21 protein-coding genes and 4 pseudogenes are annotated in these 21636 nt (G+C 24.0%); 10 read left to right on the plus strand and 15 right to left on the minus strand.

All coding sequences use genetic code 4. From position 1 onward, the window contains the following. Window positions 1–251: 251 nt before the first annotated feature. Both SKUN_RS04340 and fib read right to left on the minus strand, forming a co-directional pair. Window positions 252–1538 (minus strand): YitT family protein, encoded by a 1287-nt coding sequence (locus tag SKUN_RS04340; protein WP_053391006.1) that lies wholly within the window; start codon window positions 1536–1538, stop codon window positions 252–254. Window positions 1539–1646: 108 nt separating this feature from the next. After that, a complete protein-coding gene (gene fib / locus SKUN_RS04345) occupies window positions 1647–3185 on the minus strand; it encodes a cytoskeletal motor fibril protein Fib (protein WP_053391007.1) in 1539 nt (512 codons plus the stop codon). Between the two features lie 366 nt (window positions 3186–3551). On the opposite strand from fib, the gene SKUN_RS10640 reads away from it, so the two are divergent. From SKUN_RS10640 to SKUN_RS04375, 7 genes and pseudogenes are all read left to right on the plus strand, one after another. Next, window positions 3552–3785, plus strand: coding sequence for a hypothetical protein (locus SKUN_RS10640; RefSeq protein ID WP_053391008.1), 234 nt, complete (start codon window positions 3552–3554; stop codon window positions 3783–3785). Beyond that, the gene (locus SKUN_RS04355) at window positions 3785–4033 is read left to right on the plus strand and encodes a hypothetical protein (RefSeq protein WP_053391009.1); all 249 of its coding nucleotides are present in this window, start codon (window positions 3785–3787) and stop codon (window positions 4031–4033) included. The genes SKUN_RS10640 and SKUN_RS04355 overlap by 1 nt, the downstream gene beginning before the upstream one ends. A gap of 325 nt (window positions 4034–4358) precedes the next feature. Continuing rightward, window positions 4359–4685: a hypothetical protein gene (locus tag SKUN_RS04360; RefSeq protein ID WP_053391010.1), complete on the plus strand. Its 327-nt coding sequence runs from the start codon at window positions 4359–4361 to the stop codon at window positions 4683–4685. Next, a pseudogene (locus tag SKUN_RS04365) lies at window positions 4678–5118 on the plus strand (DUF3627 domain-containing protein). Before SKUN_RS04360 ends, SKUN_RS04365 begins: the two are co-directional and overlap by 8 nt. Then, the gene (locus tag SKUN_RS09290; RefSeq protein ID WP_158500776.1) at window positions 5119–5268 is read left to right on the plus strand and encodes a hypothetical protein; all 150 of its coding nucleotides are present in this window, start codon (window positions 5119–5121) and stop codon (window positions 5266–5268) included. It abuts the pseudogene before it with no gap. Between the two features lie 2 nt (window positions 5269–5270). Next, a complete protein-coding gene (locus SKUN_RS04370) occupies window positions 5271–5474 on the plus strand; it encodes a DUF2649 family protein (RefSeq protein ID WP_053391011.1) in 204 nt (67 codons plus the stop codon). Next, a pseudogene (locus SKUN_RS04375) lies at window positions 5474–6274 on the plus strand (hypothetical protein); the annotation flags it as partial. The gene SKUN_RS04370 and the pseudogene SKUN_RS04375, both read left to right, overlap by 1 nt. Window positions 6275–6593: 319 nt before the next feature. Here the strand turns inward: SKUN_RS04375 and SKUN_RS11335 are convergent. Further along, entirely contained in the window at window positions 6594–6722 is a 129-nt protein-coding gene (locus SKUN_RS11335; protein ID WP_268794798.1) for a hypothetical protein, read from the minus strand. 52 nt (window positions 6723–6774) lie between these two features. Here SKUN_RS11335 and SKUN_RS04380 point away from each other — a divergent pair, with 52 nt between their 5' ends. Then, window positions 6775–7089 (plus strand): hypothetical protein, encoded by a 315-nt coding sequence (locus tag SKUN_RS04380; protein WP_053391012.1) that lies wholly within the window; start codon window positions 6775–6777, stop codon window positions 7087–7089. 1668 nt (window positions 7090–8757) lie between these two features. Here SKUN_RS04380 and greA read toward each other — a convergent pair. The 3 genes from greA to SKUN_RS04400 all read right to left on the minus strand — a co-directional run bounded on the left by greA (window position 8758) and on the right by SKUN_RS04400 (window position 10077). Continuing rightward, window positions 8758–9228: a transcription elongation factor GreA gene (greA, locus tag SKUN_RS04390; RefSeq protein WP_053391013.1), complete on the minus strand. Its 471-nt coding sequence runs from the start codon at window positions 9226–9228 to the stop codon at window positions 8758–8760. 81 nt (window positions 9229–9309) lie between these two features. Then, window positions 9310–9531, minus strand: coding sequence for a nucleoside/nucleotide kinase family protein (locus SKUN_RS04395; RefSeq protein WP_327196286.1), 222 nt, complete (start codon window positions 9529–9531; stop codon window positions 9310–9312). A 237-nt stretch (window positions 9532–9768) separates the two neighbouring features. Further along, the gene (locus SKUN_RS04400) at window positions 9769–10077 is read right to left on the minus strand and encodes a hypothetical protein (RefSeq protein WP_053391014.1); all 309 of its coding nucleotides are present in this window, start codon (window positions 10075–10077) and stop codon (window positions 9769–9771) included. 350 nt (window positions 10078–10427) lie between these two features. Here SKUN_RS04400 and SKUN_RS09295 point away from each other — a divergent pair, with 350 nt between their 5' ends. Next, the gene (locus SKUN_RS09295; protein WP_235510942.1) at window positions 10428–10523 is read left to right on the plus strand and encodes a lipoprotein; all 96 of its coding nucleotides are present in this window, start codon (window positions 10428–10430) and stop codon (window positions 10521–10523) included. Between the two features lie 141 nt (window positions 10524–10664). On the opposite strand, the gene SKUN_RS04405 is transcribed toward SKUN_RS09295, so the two are convergent. The 8 genes and pseudogenes from SKUN_RS04405 to SKUN_RS04445 form a co-directional block, all read right to left on the minus strand. Further along, window positions 10665–11165 carry a thiol peroxidase gene (locus SKUN_RS04405; RefSeq protein WP_053391015.1) on the minus strand — a complete coding sequence of 167 codons (501 nt, stop codon included), beginning with the start codon at window positions 11163–11165 and terminating at the stop codon, window positions 10665–10667. A gap of 51 nt (window positions 11166–11216) precedes the next feature. Continuing rightward, on the minus strand, window positions 11217–12026 hold the full coding sequence (locus SKUN_RS04410; protein WP_053391016.1) for a TlyA family RNA methyltransferase: 810 nt from the start codon (window positions 12024–12026) through the stop codon (window positions 11217–11219). Between the two features lie 6 nt (window positions 12027–12032). Next, a complete protein-coding gene (locus SKUN_RS04415; RefSeq protein WP_053391017.1) occupies window positions 12033–12545 on the minus strand; it encodes a hypothetical protein in 513 nt (170 codons plus the stop codon). A gap of 549 nt (window positions 12546–13094) precedes the next feature. Next, window positions 13095–13373: a hypothetical protein gene (locus tag SKUN_RS04420; protein ID WP_235510943.1), complete on the minus strand. Its 279-nt coding sequence runs from the start codon at window positions 13371–13373 to the stop codon at window positions 13095–13097. Between the two features lie 578 nt (window positions 13374–13951). Further along, complete coding sequence (locus tag SKUN_RS04430) at window positions 13952–14554, minus strand: FMN-dependent NADH-azoreductase (RefSeq protein WP_053391018.1); 603 nt, start codon at window positions 14552–14554, stop codon at window positions 13952–13954. A 973-nt stretch (window positions 14555–15527) separates the two neighbouring features. After that, window positions 15528–18503: an Mbov_0399 family ICE element protein gene (locus tag SKUN_RS04435; RefSeq protein WP_053391019.1), complete on the minus strand. Its 2976-nt coding sequence runs from the start codon at window positions 18501–18503 to the stop codon at window positions 15528–15530. A gap of 339 nt (window positions 18504–18842) precedes the next feature. After that, window positions 18843–19172 (minus strand): annotated as a pseudogene (locus SKUN_RS04440) (hypothetical protein); the annotation flags it as partial. Between the two features lie 164 nt (window positions 19173–19336). Continuing rightward, a complete protein-coding gene (locus SKUN_RS04445) occupies window positions 19337–20320 on the minus strand; it encodes an IS30 family transposase (RefSeq protein WP_053391021.1) in 984 nt (327 codons plus the stop codon). A 317-nt stretch (window positions 20321–20637) separates the two neighbouring features. Here SKUN_RS04445 and SKUN_RS04450 point away from each other — a divergent pair, with 317 nt between their 5' ends. Continuing rightward, on the plus strand, window positions 20638–20976 hold the full coding sequence (locus tag SKUN_RS04450; RefSeq protein ID WP_053391022.1) for a hypothetical protein: 339 nt from the start codon (window positions 20638–20640) through the stop codon (window positions 20974–20976). 294 nt (window positions 20977–21270) lie between these two features. Here the strand turns inward: SKUN_RS04450 and SKUN_RS04455 are convergent. Continuing rightward, window positions 21271–21561, minus strand: a pseudogene (locus SKUN_RS04455) (IS30 family transposase); the annotation flags it as partial. Window positions 21562–21636 lie beyond the last annotated feature (75 nt).

The following is a 21636-nucleotide window of genomic DNA, read 5'->3' on the forward strand; positions in this document are numbered from 1 at the left end:
TTTTATTATATTATTTAATTAGTAAAGATTTGTTACACTTCATTTTACACATTTCATTTTAATTTTATCTAATAAATTAAATAACTTTAATAAAAATGTATTTTTGTCATGGAAAAATTTAAAAAAATATAAAAATATATTGACAATAAAATTAAAAGTAATACATTCTAAATAAGTAAGTAGTATTTTTTATTCCACAATTTCTAAGATATTAATTAAAACCCTTAAATAATACATAACAGCCAAAAAGATTAATATTTATCTACTTTATAATTAGCAATAAGTTTGTCTAGTTTATGAGCTAAAATTTTAGCTTCTGGATCAGAAACAATAATCGCAGCTTTAATTTTCTTATATTCTAAAAATGAAGTGGAAACAATAATAACTTCATTATTAAGATCATTGCCTTCATAATGATCACGTGCTGGTAAACGAATAATATCATTAGGATAATGAACATATTTTAACCCTGAGACAATAGCATCTGCTTTTGAAGTAATAACCATTAAACTACGATATTTAAATTTCGGGAAGATAATATCAATTGTAATTGCTTGTACTACGACAAATAAATATGAAGCAAATAAGGCGGGACCAAAGAAGTATTTAATTTTATGACTAGTGAAATCACTACCATATAAACCACCATCATCAATTTTAAAACCAAGGCGTTGAATTTGATCAATATGTGCTGCTCAGTTTTTTCCAAAATAAATACTTGTTAATTCACTACGACTTAATAATGTTGTGTAAATTGCTAACATTACAACAATAATAATATAATTAACAATTCGATTATAATTAGCAATTGAAATTTTCTTTTTAGCTGAATAATAAGCAAAAACAAAATCAGTTCCAGCTGTTGATGCTCCCCCCTTATAAACTAAACCATAAGCAATTCCATTTAAAATTCCTGCTACCGCTGCAAAAACATATAATCAAATCTGGTACATTCCACCATAATTACTAAAAATATTTAAACTATTATAATTAACAATAAAAAATAATTTTTGCGGATTAATAATTGGGATATAAGCAAATACAAAGTGAAAACCATTTTGCAAACCAATATAAACAATTGTACGAAGAGAAAAACGAAGTCCAACTTTAATTACACCAAAAATAAATAATGGGATATTAAACACAAAATAAAAAACTCAGTACATACTTGTTTGCATTTGTAACTGATCTTGGTTTGGTCAAATTCCAACCGCAATTCCACGGGCAATCCCTCCAATTCCACTTGGAGTAATTCCATTACTTGTTGTTACTGCAATAAAGTAATCATAACTAGCCATTCCTAAAAAAGCAGCAAAAATAATATAAGCATAATCACGGAATAAACGTGATTTAAAATAATCTTTAAAACGTAAATTAAATTCTTTTCGTGAAATCCGTTCACGACTACGGGTTTTTCTTTCCGTTGTTTTTTCTTTCGGATAAAAATCTGATGGTTTGTTTGTAATACTATCAGGGTTAACTCCAGTGTTGTTACTATATCCTTCTGCTGTTAAGCTTTTTTCTTCTTCGTTAACCATTTTTTGTTATTCCATCCCCTTTCTTAACCTTAATTATTACTAATAAGTATAACATTATTTAAAAATTAAAAAACAACCTTTTGGTTGTTTTTTAATAAAATTAATTAATTATTCACTTTTTAAACGAATTGTAACTTTGAATGAACCAACTTTGATTGGATCATAATCATTTCTTGTAATATCAACTACAGTATAATCTCGTTGTAACTTTTGGTTTAAAGTTCCAAATTTAACACCTCTGTTTGCTCCTTTGTTTGAAGGAATAAACACTGGAATTTTTCGATAATCTAATGCTGGAATTGTCATATAAACAACAATTTGTTGATATGGTGAGTCAACATCTTTCAATGATTCATTTAAGTATTTAACAAATTCATTACTTACTAATTGTGTTCCAAAGTTTTTATCTTCCACAAATTCATGTGATTGATTATGGGTAATGTAAAACGAAACTTTTGCATCACAATTTACTAATAAGTATTTTTGTTGTACTGTTGCACCATTATATGTATATGATGATTTATCTTGACATTTTTCAGCAATTGTTGCTGCTATTTCATTTGCAACTGTTTCAATTTTATATAATTTTTCATTATTTAAATCATATTTTGCTGATTTATTTCATAATAATTCATCATCATTGAAACGAACTTGTTCTAAAAATAATAATTTACGTAATCATTTTTTAGGAGCATTTTTTCATTCATCTTCCCCTAAAATTACTTTACTTGGTCCTTCTGCTTCTTTTGTTTTTGAACGCATTACTTGAATAATATCTAATGCAACAGGAGTTTTTTCTTGTTTATCAACTAACATTAATGAAGGCCCAAACCCTGATAATACTTTATGTGTATTTGGTTTAAATAATTTAATTCATTGGTCATGTTTAATTTCAAATAATTCATTAATTGAATCTAAATCATCTTGTGAAGATTGTGATAAATCAATAATATAATTTGAGCTTAATAAGTTAAATAATCTTCTTAATAAATATTTTAATGTATTAACTGTTTCATACATTTTAAATTTATGAATTGGATCATTATCTCATGGTGATAATGCATTATTATAAATAATTTTTAAAGCAATATAATTAATACTTGATTTTTTAGCAACTTGTGCAATTGCCCCTGCTTCAGTATCAATTACATCAATAGTATGCCCATATTTATCAACCATTTCCTTAAATTGTTTTGAGTTATAAATCAGCATATCTGCTGTTCCAGTGACTCCTTCTGTTAACCCTAATTTAAAGTCTTTAACAACTTTAGCGAATTCACCATCGAATTGGAATGATTCAGGTTCATTAACAATTTGTCCATATTTAATATCTTTAAAAACTGTTAAGTCAGCATCACGATAAATAAATTTTGTTGATATTGTTGTGTCTCCTGTGTCATGTTTATCGTTTGTTGACAATGCTAAGTCTACATTTAAAATTGTTTGTAAACCAGGATATTTTTCTAATAAGTAAGTAATTGCCATTGCAGCATTTGCTTTACCATATCCTACTGTTGCTATAATGAAAGTTTTTCCATGGTATTTAACATGTTGAATTACACAGTTCTTTCACCAATATTTTTTTACTGTTTTAATACTGTGCTTATCTTTCATTGTGAAATATGCTGTTGAAATTACGCCGATCATTTATTTTCCACCTCTATTTTCATATTTAATTTCTAAAAATTGTTTATTTACAACTAAAATTATTATATCGTATTTTGTCTTAATTATCAATGACAAATATTAAAATGTTTAAAATTGTGTAGAAACCACATACATTTTGTATTTTTGGTTTTTACAGTTTTGGAAAGTAAATTTTTTTAATATTTTTAATTTAAGGAGTTGAAATTATGCAAACAAAGCAATATTTTATTTTGCAGTCGCTAGTAAAAAAGTATGGTAAAGATAATGTTATTAATACTGTTAATAAGATTGCAAAAGATATTGAAATTAAAAAGTAAAAGAATAAATTATTCCGCGTAATTTATTAGCGGAATAATTTATTCAATAATGTTTTTTAATGGAGCGAAGAGACAGCGAGCGGAGCGAGTTTGCAAATTTCAATTTTTTAATTTTTTAGAAGGGAGTTATATTGTGCCAACTTGATTAACAATAATATTTAGTATTATTATTTTATTGGGGATTTTTGCTTGAATTGGTTTATCAATTTTTCAAAAAATTAAACAAATTCGAGGAAAGAAAAAAGATAAAAAAATAATTGAAAGAAAGAAGGATAAAAAATAATGTTAGATATGTATTTAATAACAGCAGTTAATTTTTTAGCAAATACACCTAAAACTATGACTGAGGGGATGACTGGTATTTGAACTGGATTAACTAGTGCATTATGAAAAGTTAAAGAAGGTATAACAAATATTTTACCTGAGATAATGGTTTTTTTAGGCGATGCGTGAATTATTTTAATTCCGTTTGCAATTTTTTTGATTATTAAAGTATTAAGCTTTTTCCGTTTTATGGTTAAAGAATTTTAGTATTTATTATTTATCATATATTTTAACTGTGGCACACTATTTTTTATATGTGATTTGATGTAAAAAATGAATTTATTAAATAGAAAAATGAACTTATTATATTTACTATTAAAGTTCTTAATAGTTATTTTCAGTGTGCCAATTTTTATTATTTTATATATTTAACAATGTTTATTAACAGTGTTTATTAAACATTAAATAAACAATATATTAGCATTATTTATAACATTGTTAATAATCAGTGTTTATTACAATAAATAAACATTATATAAACATTATTTATAACATTGTTTATTAAACAAATATTTAGTTAGGAGATTATATTATGGATATGAAATTTAAAACAACTAAGGAATATAAAAAAATAAATAAAAATTTTATTAATGATATTTTTTGATTAAATTTGATTTGTTTTTTTGGACATATTATTAATTTATTTATTTTAAGTTTTTTTATTTATATTTCAATATTAAGTTATGGTAAAGATTTTCCATTCTTTGAAATTATTATGTCTGTATTTGCTTTTATAAGTATTATTTTTTCGAATATTATGTATATGAAATATATTTTTGAATGTAAGGTGGATTTTGATGTTGAAAAAGAAAAATTAATTCAATATTGACAAATTGAAGGAGTTGATAAAATTGAGTAATTATATTAAGAAAAATCAGAATGTAGAAAATTATTTTATTAGTAAGGAATTTATCCCTTTTACAACAGATAAAGCAAGTTTTATTAATTTACCCAATCATAATCGCCATATTGGTTTTTGGTTGAGTAATAAGTTTATTTATTCGAGTGAAAAACATTTAGAGCAAGTAGCAATCGGTTTGATTTATGATAATTCTTAGCCTATTATAAAGTATGATGAAAATTTAAAGCGAAATATTTGAAAATATTTAACTGGAACAGAATTAATCAATTTATATAATCAATATAAACAAAATTATTTTACTAAAATGAAAGAAGCATTATTTTCAAGTGAACCTAAAAAAGTAAAAGCAAATAATAACAATAATAATTTAATAAATTGAACTGTTGAAAAAGAGCAACAATTAATTAAAGATTTGGAAGATTTAAATTAAATGAGTTTATATGATTATTGAGTTCAATTTGTTAGTTATATTATTGGTGCAAATGGTCCTGAGTTTTTATATATTATATCGTTTGTGTTATTTATTGTTTTGTTTTTTGGAATGTTTTTTAAACTTATTCAAAAAATGTGGAGTTTTTAAATATGCAAAATGATTGAATTAAATTAAAAGAGTTTTTTATTCATATATTTTTGTTTATAGATAAAACGAATGTTGAAAGTATTACAATGTGGAATTTAACACAAAATGAATATTTAACTTTAATGGTTGGTATTTGAATTGTGATTTGGTCTTTTACTTGGTTTTTAATGTGAATGGTTTTTAAGATAGTTGGGTATTTTAAATAATGAAAAAGTTTATATTTTTCTTTAAAAACTATTGTTATATTAGTGGTTCAATGCTTTTGTTTAGTTTGGTTAATTTATTATTTTGGATAATTTCTTTGTATTGTGTTGGTTTAGTATTTTGATTGTTGTTTGCTTTGCAGTGTGTTTATTTTGTGTGATGATTGTGAAAAAATATTTTTTATCAGTTAAACGCTTTTCGGTTAGTTCAATTTATTTGAGATAATTCGTTGTCGGTAATTATTGGTAAATTAGGAACTGGAAAAACATTGCTTTTAACTTATTTATTGCAAGTTATAAAATTATTGACAGATAAAATTTATAGTAATTATCCGTTAGAAGATGATAAAGTAAAAGTTTTAACATTTAAAAATTTAGATTTTACAGATAGAACAAAACCAGTTCCACCCGATGATAGTGTTATTTTATTTGATGAAAGTTATTTGTATATTGATGAAACTAGTCCTCACGATGAGAAAAAAGTTCATAGTGGTAAAATAACCGTGAATTGTTTTAGCGAGACATTTTGGTAATCGTGCGTTGTTTACTGCTCAGCGTGAGGGTATGATTTGAAATAATATTAACCAGTTAGCAAGTGGAATTATTATTCCAATTTCATTGAAAAAACCAGTTATTAAGAAAGGGTTTAATTTTTTTAATCGTTTTTTATTATGCGAATTGGGATTTTTCAAGATATAACGGATTATGAAATTTAAAAAACAAAATCAGTAGAACGAACAGCAGAAGGTAAAAGAGCAAAACATAAGTCGGATGTTGAGTTAGGAATTCGGTTTTTTAAAATTTAAATTATTAAGTTTTTGTATTTAAACTAATTTTTAGTTTGTTTAATTTTGTATTTTTTATTTATTTATTTTATGATATTTTTATATTATAAATAAATATTTTTATTATTTTTGTTATTTTCTTGTAATTTTTAAAATGTATGTGGTATAATACAAAATGTTTAAAATTGTTAAAATTATAATAATTTTTTTGTTTTTTATTTTTAAAATAAATAAAAATTATTTTTATTATAATTAAACATTATACATATAAAATTTAACTACTATGTCTTATTCTTATTTTATCATCATTGTTATTTAATTACTGTAAAAAATTATTTTATCTTTTTGTTTCTTGTGCAATCTGATAACTATCTAAACTAATTTTAATAATATCAAAAAAAGAAATTAAGATTAACAACCCAACAAATCAAGCGCCACCATCAGTTAAATTTTTTTGTTGTTTCAACGATAATAATTTCATTTCTAATTAAACAAATAATATTTGTTCATAATTAGATATGAATAAATTATTTAAAAATGGCAATCCTGATGAAACAATAAAATATTTAAAAAAAATAATTACAAGAAAAAATATTAAAGAATATCCATTCTTAAAAGATAAAAAAGATAAAATCAAAGATTTCATTAAATATATCAAAAATAATTCTGAGGGTATTAAAATTTATAAAGAGGATTGATATATAGGGTCTTATACTGAACCACAAATTTCGCATAATGTAAAATTATTAAAAGGATATAGTGCTAAATCATATAGTAAAAAAGTTTTTAAAAAAATGATTGCAATAAAAAATGGCAAAAGAAAATGGTGTTAATTTAATTGAGTTTTATCTTAATAAATTAAACAAAAAAATAAAAAAAAATATAATTATTATTTTAATTTAAAGTAAAAATCAATGATTTAAAATAAATTTATTAAATAATTTGCGAATTATTATTTTTTTATTGTAAATTATTACTTTTATGTTATAATTAAATTAATTAAAAAACATAAATTTATCTTTTTCTTAGAAATTTTATTTTAGTAAATAAATATTTATTAAAATAAGGTATCATCAAACGTTTATTTTACTCCATCATTACTTTGTTATTTTTTTAAATTTATTGTTTTTTTTTTTTTTTTTATAATAATCATTAGGTTTTGAATCTTCATTTATATTTTTATATTCTATTTTTATTCCAAATTGTTTAGTTGCTTTATTTTGTTCTTCATTTTATGAAATAATAATAATATTTTTATCTTGATTTTGATGTGAAATATTTACAATTGAAGTTGAAATACTATGTCCAATAATACTAATCATTCCATATAATGATAATATTTTTTCATTTCTTTTTTTCTTTCAATTTGAATAAAAAAGTTACAACATTATTTTTGCAACTTTTTTATTAATTATCCTTGTGCTTTTTCTGTTAACTCATTAACTTTCTCTTACTCACTACCTTTTAACTTAGTTTTCAAATCAGCAAATTATGCTTCTAATGCAGTAACTTTTTCTTGTGCCGCTTTTAAAGTCACCTTCTAAAGCATTTTTCTCCTCAATAACTTTATCTAAAATTAGATTCAAGCTTTTTTTTTTTTTTGTTCTAAAGAAAGTTTATTTTGTTCACTATCTGCTAACTTCGCTTTTAACTAAGTAACTTCCATTTCCAAAGTATAAACTTTTTCTTGTGATTATTTTGTTAACTTATTAATCTTTAGTTTTTTTAGTTCTATCTCTGCTTTAAGACTAGTATTGTGACTTGTTGCATCATATGTAATTTATACTTCAAGAACTTTTTTACTTTGTTCTAAAGCAGTTTTATCTTCCTCATTTGTACTTCAGTATCATAAATTACTGGAATAAAATTTCTTAATTTTGGTTTCCTAACATTAGTAATTAAATAATTATCCTTTCAATAAAATTATTTTCCGCCATAATTTCATTCTCCTGATAATTTACTATTATTTTCTAAATTGTAAGTATACATTGCATATTCTGTTGAAATAGCAGTTGATCCAATTGTTAATGTACTTAAAACTTAAAAGTTTTTTCATTTTTTTTATACTCCTTCCTTTCTTAGACAACACTAAGATAATTCTATGATATCCTCAAAACAAAGAAAATAATTTTCCGTTTTTAAATATTTAATAATATTTTTTGTAAATTATAATATAAAGTTCAATAAAATAACAAAGGAATTGATTTTTGTCAGAAAGAAAACATTATTTTATTTTGCGGTTTTTAGTAACTAAGTATGGAAAAAATAATACAACAGCTGTTAATTTTCTAGGTACAGATACTTTACTATTTCAGATAACATGGATTCTATTTGAACTGGATTGAGTAATACAATGATAAAAGTTAAAAATGCTATTAATGTGTTATTACAGTTAATAATCTTCTAAAATATAAATTTCAGTTGGAACATCATTTTTGTTTTAGCAAAAAAAAAAAAAAAAAATATTGACAATGTCAATACAAAATTGTTTTTTTTATTATTTATTCTACAGTTAAAATTTTAACTTTATAAGGTTCTTGAATTCCCTTAATTTCAACTAAATCTCCAGCTTTTTTGCCAATAATAGCTTTTGCAATTGGTGATTCATTTGAAATTGTATTTTCAAAAGGATTAGCTTCAACAGCACCAACAATTTTTAATTCATATTTTTTATTAATCAATAAATTAGTAAATGTTACTGTACTTCCCAATTTAATAATTCCTGTTTTTGATTTAACTTCCTTAATTTCTTTTGCTTTTGTTAATAGTGATTCAATTTCTTTAATTCGTCCTTCAACTTCTGCTTGACGGTTTCGTGCTGCATCATAATCAGCATTTTCTGATAAGTCTCCCTGTGCACGAGCTTCTTTTAACTCTTCAATAACTTCGGGACGAATAACATTAATTAAATTATCTAATTCTTCTTGTAAGTCTTTAATTCCCTCTTTAGTTAACAAAATTTCTTCATTCATGGTGTTCTCTCTGTTCCTCTCTGTTTTTTAATTACAACAATCATTATTATACCTTAAAAAAAGCAATAATAATGGGATTTTTTATTTTTTATCAAGTAATAACACCTTAATTTTTGTTGCAATAATATCAATTGCAATTTCATTTTCTTCATAATATGGTACAATAATATCGGCATATTTAATACTTTGCTCAACAAAGTACTCATGCATTATTTTTACTGTTGTTAAATACTGATTAATAATACTTTCAACTGTTTGCCCCCATTCTGATAAAACACGTGTTAAACGTCGAATAAAACGAATGTCATCTTCTGTTTTGTAATCTTATTAACAATATTAATAATATTATCTTTTCCATACTTAATTACTAAAAAACGCAAAATAAAATAATGTTTTCTTTCCATTAAAAAATCAACTCTTTTCAAAGTTGATTCGTTGCACTTCGATTACAAAATGCATTTTATAAAAAAATTTTATACTAAATTTAAGAAATTAAAAACTTTCTTGAGAAAGAAGGTTTAAGTATTAGTTTTCCCTAAATTATTTTTGTAATTGTTGATCATAATATTTTTTTGTTTTATTAATATTGTTTTTGCCAACAAAAACAAAGTTATGTTTTGATTTAATACAATCCGGATTGATACAATGCAATTTATACTCACAAGGTTTTGAGCGACAGAAAAAAACCGGTTGTTCACACATTTGGCATGATAAAATTGATTTTTGTGATTCTTGCATTGCAGCACATTTTTTACATTCTTCAGCATGTTGTTCGCAGCCAATGAAGACACTATCTGGCATTGCTAATCTTTTTTTTGTTTCAGTTGAATTGTTATTTTCGAAAGCCATAGTTTTTGTGTTCTCCTTTCATAAAATAATTGTAATAAACACCTCTCTTATCAAAAAATTATCGGCGCCAATAGTAAAAACATTAATGCCGATGAATGATAAAACTTATCTTTAAGGGTTAATACAAATTTTAGTATATATTTTTTAGTAAAAATTAACAATGTTATTCCTTTCAAAAATGTTGATTATTAAGGGTTTGATGAAATAATTTGGTAATTTATGTTAAAAATTAAAAAAATAACTTATTTTATTTAAAATAATTTATAATTATTTAATTTAAGTTTAAACTTGAAAAAAATACAATAAGATTATCGATAATATTAATTGAATATAAAGGAAACATATAAAAAATGAAAAAAATTTTAGCAATTCTAGGAGCAATTAGTTTTTCGGCAATTGGAGCAAGTAATGCTATTGCTTGTAATTCAATAATATCTTTTTTATAAGAACAATTTAACAAATTAAGTTAAATAAATATTATTTTTCAAATATTGAATGTTCTCAATATTTAAATTAAAAATGTTTCTTTTAACTGGAAATATTTAGTTAAAAGAAACATTTTTTTATTTCATTACAAGTTTTTATTTTTAAATAGTATCTAAAAATTGATAAACTTCTTCATAATTTGGTTCAGAAGAAGTTGGTGAAACAATTTGTAAATAAATAATTTTATTGTCTTGATCTAAAACCATTACACTTCGTGCTAATAAGTTATTAAATGGAAAGTATAATTTTGTTTGTGTTCCAAATTCACGATAATTAGTATCAGATAATAGAATATGGTTTAAATTAATAAAAGCTTCACATACTCGTTTCAAAGCAAATGGCAAATCACGTGAAATTGTTATTAATTGAAAATTAGGATATTTACTAATAATTGTTTCATTAAATTGTTTTGTTTGTGTTAAACAAACACTGGTATCTATACTGGGTACTGCGGAAATAACTTTATATTCTTTTATTATGGTTGCTAATTCAAAATCTTGTCAATCAACCATATCAGCTTTAAATGATACTTTGTCACCAACTTGAAGATGATCTTTTGCAAGCAAATTTTTAACATCGCCGCTCATTCTTCCTACTGCCATAAAAGTTGCTTCCTCCCTTCTTTTATAAGAGTATTATATACTAAAATATTATTATGATAATAAAGTATTTCAAGTATTTTCAATTATTGTTGCTATAACTTCGTCGGCAATATAATTAATCGGATTTACTGTTCGTTGTAATAAACAAATAAATTCAATGTTTTTCTTTTTATTTCCTAAAATTGGAGAATAGTCACAATTGATAACACTGAAACCATTATTAATACCTAAAGTAAATATTTTTTTAATAACATCATAGTGAGTTGCTTTATGATTAATTTTTCCTTTCTTCACAGCTTCTTTTGTATTCTCAAACTGTGGTTTAATTAAGAAAAAAGCATAATGATTTAATAATAAAATATCTTTTAAAGATGGAATAATTTTATCTAATGAAATAAAAGAAACATCACAGCAAGCAAATTCAATTTCATCAGGGGCAAATAATGCTTTAGTAACATATCGAAAATTAGTTTTCTCTAATGAAACAACCTGTGGATTATTGCGTAACTTTCAAGCTAATTGGTTTGTCCCAACATCGACAGCATAAACTTTTTTAGCATGATTTTGTAATAAACAATCGGTAAAACCACCAGTTGAAGCACCAATGTCAAGGCAAACTAGGTTCTTAACGGTTAAATTAAAAGCAGTTAAACCTTTGGCTAACTTTTCCCCTGCTCGGGAAACATATTTTAATGGTTCACCACGTAATTTAATAATACTATTTTCTTTTACTAGTTCACCTGGTTTTAAAGCTGGGACATTATCAACTAAAACATTGTTTGCTAAAATCATTGCTTTAGCTTTTTCACGTGAAGGAGCTAAATTATTATTAACCATTAACTGGTCTAACCGAATTTTCATTAAAATTTATTCTTCCTTTCATTTACTTTTCTTAAATGCACGTTGGTTTTGAAAACGAAATAATAATCGTTGCTTTCGATTTTTTGTTTCCCGATAAGTTTCTAAGATTGTATCTTGTGCCAGGATATAATTAGTAATTTCTTTAAAAAAGTAAGCACCATATGATAATGTTCATTTTAATGAAACAAAATTTTGATCAATTTTAGCTTCAATAATTTTTGAATAATTACTAATAATGTAATTACATTCTAGCATAATGTTATTAATATTATTATATTTAAAAAGATAATATGTTGTTTGTGGTAATTGATATTTTTGTGCTAAAAAAGCAAGATTTTTTGGAATAATTAACTGTTGAGTATCTAAGTCAATTGTAATATCAACTGGTTTTCATAATGGCACATAGTGGATTTTTCCCAATAAAGTTAATAACCGTTGCTTAGTTTCTTGTGATATTTGTCACTTTTTCCCTCATTTGTTATTTGCTCAATTATAATAATTAAACTTGTTATTTTCCATCTAATCACCCATTTAACTAAAGTAATTATACCAAATTTAGGATAAACAAAAAAGATTTAGATAATAATTTTATTTGCATTAATTATCCTAATATTTAAAATTTAATATTTATACTTTCACTTATAATTTAGGAAGTAAATATAACTTATTTTTTTAAAAGGCAAATTATTTACAATTTTAAGCTTAAAAATGGGAAAAAAATTGATATTTTAATAATTATCACTAAATTAATTGTGCCATAAAATGATAAGGATATAATTAAAGTGTAAATAATATTTACGGTGTCAATATAGATATTTTTACAGGAGATTATTAATAATGTTTGGTTATAAAAATATCTTAGTTGGTGTTGAATCAATTACGTTGGCAACTACCCCGGCATTATTATTATCGAATACAACATTTTTCAATAATACATACAATAAAACTGCACATAATATAAAACCGAGGAAAAACTAGGAATAACATATCAACAATTTTATCAAAATAATAAATCAAATATTAATCTAACAAATATTAAAAATTTAAAAAATGGGATTATTATTTTGTTTACTCACACTTATACTTAAATCATGCTTTATTAACCAAAGTTCAAAATGATTTAGGATAAGTTGGCGGAGTTATTGCAGCCTTATTAAGCACAATCCCAGAAATTGTAACTGTCGCGGGAATTGTTGCTGCATTATTAATTGCACAATGATATGTCTGAAATATTCCATCATATGATCAGGGTAATAGTGTTGGTATTAACTTAATTGAAGTAGTTCCTCAAATTATAACTTCTGTTTGAGCACAATAAGTTATTAGTTTATTATTAAAAACAGACAAGGCCCAAATTTATTATTTACACTACTGCTAGTATAAACTAGCAGTTTTTAAATTTATTTTTTAACTAAATTTAAACAAATAAAAAGAGCACTTTGCTCTTTTTATCTTTTATTTTCAATTTCTTGGTTTTGTTCTTACTGTGTTGCAATATGTTCTTTATAAATTTTTATCGTTTGTTCTTTAGTTAATTTTTCTAATCTTGCTGATTTATATACTACATTTGAGACATGTTTTATTACCCCTGTATAAAAGATTGAATTACCTGTTTGTAATATGTTTTCATTTTTGCTATCAGTTTCAGATTACAATATTTTCTTTATCTTTATAATTGTGAAAATATTGTAAAACTACCCCATTAAATAATTCATTATAAAAATTTTTAATGTCTGATAGTTCTTCTAAGATTATTATTTCTTTTAGATTATTATCATTTGAGATAACTTTTTGCTATATTTTATATTTTTCATCTAATTCTGCTTTAAAATCTGCATATTCATTAGCAATAACTTTTAAATTATTAATAAATTCGATTCTTTTCATTGCAATTTTCTTTAAATATTATTTTTAATTATTATTTATTAAAATGTTTTAACAACTTTTTGAATTTCTTCATCATATTGGTCAATTAACTCATCTGGACTTAGGACATTGGTTGGAGCAACTTTCGTTCCTGCAACAAGAATTGGTTTATTAACAGTAGCACCAACAAATTCTCATGTTCCTTTTAAATATTCGGTGTGATTTCCCCATGGATATCAACCAAAAGGAGCTCCTTGAGTTGTTAAAATTTGTACTTTTAAATTTGTTAATAACCCGATTGCATCACCTTTTTTTGCATATTTATATGAAAATGTTTTATCTGCAACTAACACATGATCTAAGTAATTTTTCATTAAGCCAGAAACATTAAAGTTGTTCATTGGACATACAACAATAACTTTTTGCACTTCTTTTAATTGATTAATATAAACATCAGTATCCTCTGCATTAAAATAAGTGCCAAAATTATCACGCGTAAGTGTTTTAAGGGCCATTGGGGTTTCGTTTAAATCTAAAAGAATAATTTCATCGTTTGCATTTGCTGCTTGATAATATTTAAGAAAACGAGCTGCTAAAGCTTTTGAATATGATTTTTCATTAGGACTAACCGTTCCATAAATTACTAATACTTTATTTGCCATGATTATCGTTCCTTTCTTGTTTTATTTTATCATATTTTATTCTCTAAATTAATTAATAATATTGTTAGGAACTGTTGAAAATGATAATTTTTGATAATTTAAAAAATTTAACAAAATTTTTAAAATAGCAAATCATTTTTAGCATTTTAATAATTGGCATCGTGTAATAGAAGTGCAAATTAATAAATTTTGAAATAATTATGTTGTACTTTTTTTAAATTTAATATGTGGAATATCTGCTGCTCATCGCACAGCATATTGATATATTTTTTTAATTTCTTTTAGTTGTTTTATTTTTTTAATAGTTTCTTCATAATTTTTTCCCTAGCTTTTTATTTTATATTAAATAAATATTTTTTAAAATATACTATTCATCTTCTTCTGATCCAAACATTGCTTATTCACAACAAGCACAACATAATTCACCACCACCCCGCGCTAATACAATCACAAGGTTCTAAATCATGTTCTATTGCAGTTTCTTCTGACCAATTTTTGCATTTTCTTTGGAATAATTATTCCTCCAAACTGTTATATTTATGTGGTTCATCTTCAACAATATTATTTCCATCTCTTCAAGATTCAGCAAGTGCTTCATTTACTAATTTTTTAATTGTTTCCATTTTGGGCCTCTTTTAATTCTTCATAAACCATTTTTAATGTCTCATGTGCCATTTTGTTAGATCATTTTTGAAATCATCACCACAGATTTGTTTTACTTGTTCTATTTGTTTAACAATATTATTAATTTTTTCCATATATTAAATACTCCTTTGCTTAAAATATCTTTTTAACGATAAAAACCACCTTAGTGGTCTTAAATATATATGGTACCTTACATCATATAATAGTCAGTTTACGAAAAAGAAAAATACTATATTAATAATACATAAAAAAGCACGATAATGCTTTTATCAAATTAATTCCAAATTTAAATTAAATTAACAATTATTTTTCTGTTATCTCAATACTTCTAGCGGATTCTTTTTTTAAATCGAAAGTAAAATCATACTCCACCAATTATTATTCCAATTATTGGAATAATAATAACTGGTAATAATCATCGCAAGTATCTTTTATCAGAACCATTATTTGAATTATCTTCCGGAATAATTGGTTTATTAGGATCAATTGGATCAATTGGTCCTGGAGGAATATCTGGAGGAACAATTGCATTAACATCATTTTCAAGACTAAATGATGTCATTCCGGTTGTTAAATCACTAGCATTATTGGCATATAAAAAAATAGTTATTTTCTTTGTTTGTGTTGTATTATCTAAAAAGTCTTTAAAAAAAATATCATCAAAATATCCAGGAACATTATTATCGTTATCATCCTCAGGTGGGATGTTATTAATTGAAATGCCATAATCTTGATTAAAAACTAATTGCGAATATTTTGGATATAAACCTTTATTAATATTACCAATAATTCATTGTTTTATTTTTTCAACAGTATAACCTTCAAAATTATATTTCCCATTTTTAAAATTAATTTTTGATAAATCAACTACTTTTTCGGGGTCATAATTTTTTAAATTTTTAATGCTTCCCTTTGCTTCCCCAATTAGTAATGATGATAACGGTTTTGCTTTAATTTTAATATAAAGATATTTTGGGCTTGTTGTGTTATATAGCAATGGTTGTAAAGCATCTGGGTTACTACTAATATCAAACCCATCTTTCGTAACAACCGCATAGTCATTGCCTAAAACAGCACCGCTTACTTTTTGATTAATATAATTTTGGGCATAAGCTAGGACTAAGGTACGGATTTTAGTTGTGTCAATTTCATTCATTTTAATTGTTGGGAAATTTCCTGAAATATCATAATAATTTGCTGGATTTGGATCGGGAGGAACTTTTTGGGCAATAATATCACTAGCATATTCTTTTCAGTAACTAGCTACTTGTTCATAGTTTAAAGCTAACATTTGTTCAGTATTTAATTTTTTAATATCAACTAAATAATTTTTTAAATGCATTCCATGCATAGTTGATCAAAATTCAACCGCTTGATTATTGTTAATAATATCTAAAAAGCGAGGATATTTATTTTGATATTCTACACCAATAATCACATACTTTTGGGCAGTTGTTAAATCTGCCATTGTTACAGTATAATGTCAAATTCCAGTATCTGCTCAATAATTACCTGTTTGATCAGATTGAATTTGTTGGTTTTTTTGACGATTGGTAGGATTCGCAACCCCTAATAAATTGTTAGCATTAACAGCACGGCGATAAACTGAATTAATATTGACATCATTAAAAACTTGGTTCACTCCCATTTCGGAAATTGAACCTTCTGCAATAAAACCTAAGTCATAATCTTGTGGATTTTTCTTTGGGTCAATTACTTCTCCATTTTTATTTAAAGGGTCAAGTGGCGTTGGCACTTCTGACTTATGTTTAACTCACAAAATTTGTGTTTTAGTTCCAGTGTTTGGATTAATTTCCGAGTCATATTTTGGATTGGGCTTACCATCTGGTAAGGTCTTTTTCACCAGTTCGGCTTGATCAGGATTATTATTTGGATCTCAAGCATATCATTTTAATTGTAGATTAGGAACAAGGGTTTCAATAACAATTTCAACGGTATATTTTTCTTGATAAGCTCTATCCTCATAGTAAATATCAATTAAATAAGTATTTTGGTTATTTTTACCATTAATGCGGGTGTCTTCTAACGTTGCACTAAATTTATTATCTAGTACTGAAACTGGTTGACCATTAATTTCAACATATTCCGGATTAATTGTTCCATCATCAGCTTGCTTTAAAGCATCAAATTCCATTCCCACTGAAGTATAATAACGATATTTTCCACCATAACTTTTAGCAATATTTGGCGGTACTAATGTTTCAGGTTCATCAGTAACCATCCCCTTTGTTGAATCATTTTTATCGACAATTTTTCCTGGAATAATATGTAATCGTTTTGAAATTTCATTTACTCAATAGCCACTACTTAAGCGAATATTAATTGGAGTTAAAAATTCTCATACTTCTTGTTGGGTAGTTTCTGGGTCACGAAATTTAATTAAAGTTGTTGCTTTTCGGGTTTGATCAGAAAAGGCCGGTGGTAAAATAAAATTTTTTCAACTACTATATTCATTACCTAGTTGTTCTCTTATGATTTCATTTAATTTTGTTGGTAAATCATTATCCTGACCCGACGGATCATTAATATTACGAGCATCTGTTAAACTACCAGAATAATCCGATGTAAAATCTAATGTCTTACTTAAGGCAGCATTTAATTTATTTTTTAATTTATTAGCATCATGAATAGAATTAAAGGTTAATGATTTAATGTTTACCCCTGCTCCAGCACTTGTTGGTTTGTCATTTCCTCCAGCAACAACGACAATATAAACATAAAAATAAAACATATTTCCACTAACTTGATAATCTCAAGCAATTCCTTCATGAGTATTGGTATCATCGCTAAAAATTTTACTATAAACTGCTAAAAAATCATTTCAATCAGTACTCCAACCCCTATCTGCTCCACGTGAATTAACTTGCCCAATAAAAGAACTATAGTTATCTGGGTAAGCACTACTTTTATTTTGGATCTTTTTGGTTATCGTATTATTATAATCACTATGATGAAAAAAACTTAAACTAAAGTCAATGTTAATTGAATTATAATAATTAAAAAATTCATTGTTATTGTTGGCATATTGTGAAATATCAATCGCATATTCATATCGTTTAACAGCTGATTGTTGTTGGCGAACTTGGTAATTGTAAAAACCATTATTAAAAGTTTTTGTAAAAGTTGGATAAATTGGAGCAACAGATTTTGTTCGCATTAGGTTTATATTATTCATTGCATAATTATCTTGTTGTAACTTGTTACTTTGGCTTTGAAAATAATAATATGTCATTGAATTTGGAAATAATGTACTTGCCAGCAATAATAAAACAATTGCTCTCATTTTTCCTTTCCAAAATTTAAATTAAATAACATAATAAGTAATTACTATTTTAATTAGTTAATATAAATGTTATTTAATTTAAATTTTTATAACTAATTATCATTTACCAAGTAATATTTAAACATGGTCATATATATCTTAGATGTTATCATATTTTTAATTTTAATTTCACATGAAATTAAATTTTTATTTTAATTACATATAAAAATAATGATTTTAATGAATTATTATTAAAGTTAACAATTCCTAATAATATTATAATCAATATAGTTATGATATTCGCAAAAATAGCTGGTGGTGTTTTATCCTTATTTTATAATTTGTATTGTCAACCTAAACTCTATCGGTAAAATCTAAATTTTTAAATGTTAAAACTTTAACTTTATCATCTTCTAACGGATAATTACTATAAATTTCATCTGTCAATAATTTCATAGTTTGCAATAAATAAGTTAAAAGTAATGTTTTACCAGTTCCTAATTTACCAATAATAACTGATAACAGATTATCTCAAATAAACTGAACTAACCGAAAAGCGTTTAACTGATAAAAAATATTTTTTCACAATCATCACACAAAATAAACACACTGCAAAGCAAACAACAATCAAAATACCAAACCAACACAATATAAAGAAATTATCCAAAATAATATATCAATTAAATGCATCAAGTATATTCAAACAGCAAATTTTGTCTCTTGTTAATTTGATGATAACATCATTTAAAATAAATGCAACTCTTTTTTAAAAAAATAAAATATTTTATAAATATAGCTTAATTTAACCATATTTAAGCACACTAAAAAGGATTTATTAAGTAATTTTAATAAATTTATTTAATATTCTGTAAAAATATATCTTTTGCACTTATTCAATTTAAACAGGGCCGTATTTTTTCATTAATTACATCATTAACTACTCAATTTAATTTTTTCTGACTAACTTTATTAAAATCAGTTCCCTTATAAAATCAATGTCTTAATTCACTATTCATATATTCAATTAAAGGTTTTTGACGAAGTTTACCAGCATCACAAAAATATATTTGTGTTTCAGCGAATATTTCTAATTCTCTTCATTTATAAAATTCTCTTCCTCTATCAGTTATTATTCCTTTCATTTTCCCAATTAAATTATTTACTTTAACTAATTCTTTAAACTTTTCAAAAACCTCATTAGCAGTATTATTTTCTAATTTTATTGCAAAGTATTTTTTACTTGATTGTTCTATTAAAACTAAAAGAGAAGATTGATGGTTTTTTCCAACAACAGTATCCATTTCAAATCATCCAACATTAGAAAATTTATTTTCAATGTTTCAAATTGATTTAAAATTAGTTAATTGACCACGATTATCTTTTTTTCCTTTTGTTTTAAATTTTTTACCCCTATATCGTAAATTTTCTTTTTTTAATCCAAACTCACCCAAACGAACTCATTTATAAAAAGTTTTAACACAAGCAGGAAATTTAACATTAAATTTAAAAAAATAACGATAAATAAGTTGCTCAGGTGTATCACGATATTTATTAAATCTAATTTGAATAAAATTTAATTGTTCTTCTGTAAATTCAGGTAGTTTTTTAATACATTTTTTTCGTTTTTTATAATAATCTTTATGTGCTTCAACTGCTGTATAATCTTCTATTTTTTTAAATCGATTAATTTCTCTTTTAACAGTATTAATTCCACGATTTGTTTGTCGTGCTATTTCTGACATATTAATTGTTCCATTTTTCTTTTTACAAGCATTAGAAGATAATAAATCCTCAAATAAATCTCGTTCATCATATTTTACATGTGTATAATCTTTCATATATTTTGTCTCCAATCTTTTTAAAGTTATTTATACACTATTTTTTAAAAAACTATTGACAATTATTTTTAAAGTTATAAAATTATAATGTAAACAATTAGTAATTTTTGTCTATTAAAACTGTTTATATCAAAAAAAAGAAAGTAATTAAGTTTACTTTCTTTTTATTTTGATGTAAAATAAACATAATAAAAATAATATTAAGTTCTTTAATACATTTTGTTAAGTTTTTAGTTCTTGATAAGTTTTATATTACTCTTTTATTTAAACATATTATTTAAATAATAGCAATTTTAATATGCAAAAAGAAGTAAAAAATGGTAACTTTTAAGACTATTTCAGGGAAAACTAAGGACTTTTTGAGGAAAAAAGGAGACAAATTAAGTAATAAAAGAGCATATTTATACTATTTAAAACTACCATTTGATAATTGAAAAGATGAAATTGATACAAAAACTGCTGATTTTATTGAAGATATGATAAATAAATTAGAAATAGAATTGGAATTGGCTTTATTAAATGACAAATATGGCGGGGGTAAAAAGTTATATGTTGAGAAATATGTTAAAGATATAAATGTTTCTAACTCTAATATTGTTATTCAATTTTATAAAGAAGAATTACCTAAAATAAATGAGGTAATTAAAGATGCTTAAACACTTTTTACATTATTATAAATAAATATTTTTATTATTTTTGTTATTTTCTTGTAATCTTTAAAATGTCTGTGGTATACTACACTTTATTAAAAAATGATATTATTAGCTGTTAAACCGAAAAAATATAATAAATCACAGATGGAGAAAATAGGTTAATTTTTAATTTTAAAGATACTATCTGATGAATAATGCAATTAAAAAAATCGCTCTAATAAGCGATTAATTTAATTTGTATTTAATTACTTTATTTATAATTTTTATAAAAAATAAGCTTTTTTTCGACTACCAAATTTTTTTACTTAAAATTTCTCTTATATAATTTACAACTTTTTTTGAAATTATTAGATATTTAATAGATTTTTTACGCTTTCGTTTATAATCTTTATGTGCTTTTTCAGGATCATATTCTTCTTTAAGTTTTTTAGCCTCTAATCTAATTGTATTAGGGCTTTTATTCATTACTTTTCCTATTTTAAAATAATTAGGTATACCATTTTTATTTTTAAATATTTCGCATTCTAAATATTCTTTTAATTTATATCTTTCATCAAGAATAAAATGTTTATATTTTTTCTTTTTCATAAGATTTGTTCAATCATTTCTTAATATATATTTATGCATTAAAATTAAAATTTTATTGACATTTTATTAAAATAT

This window comes from Spiroplasma kunkelii CR2-3x (genome assembly GCF_001274875.1).
Lineage (GTDB): Bacteria > Bacillota_I > Bacilli_A > Mycoplasmatales > Mycoplasmataceae > Spiroplasma > Spiroplasma kunkelii.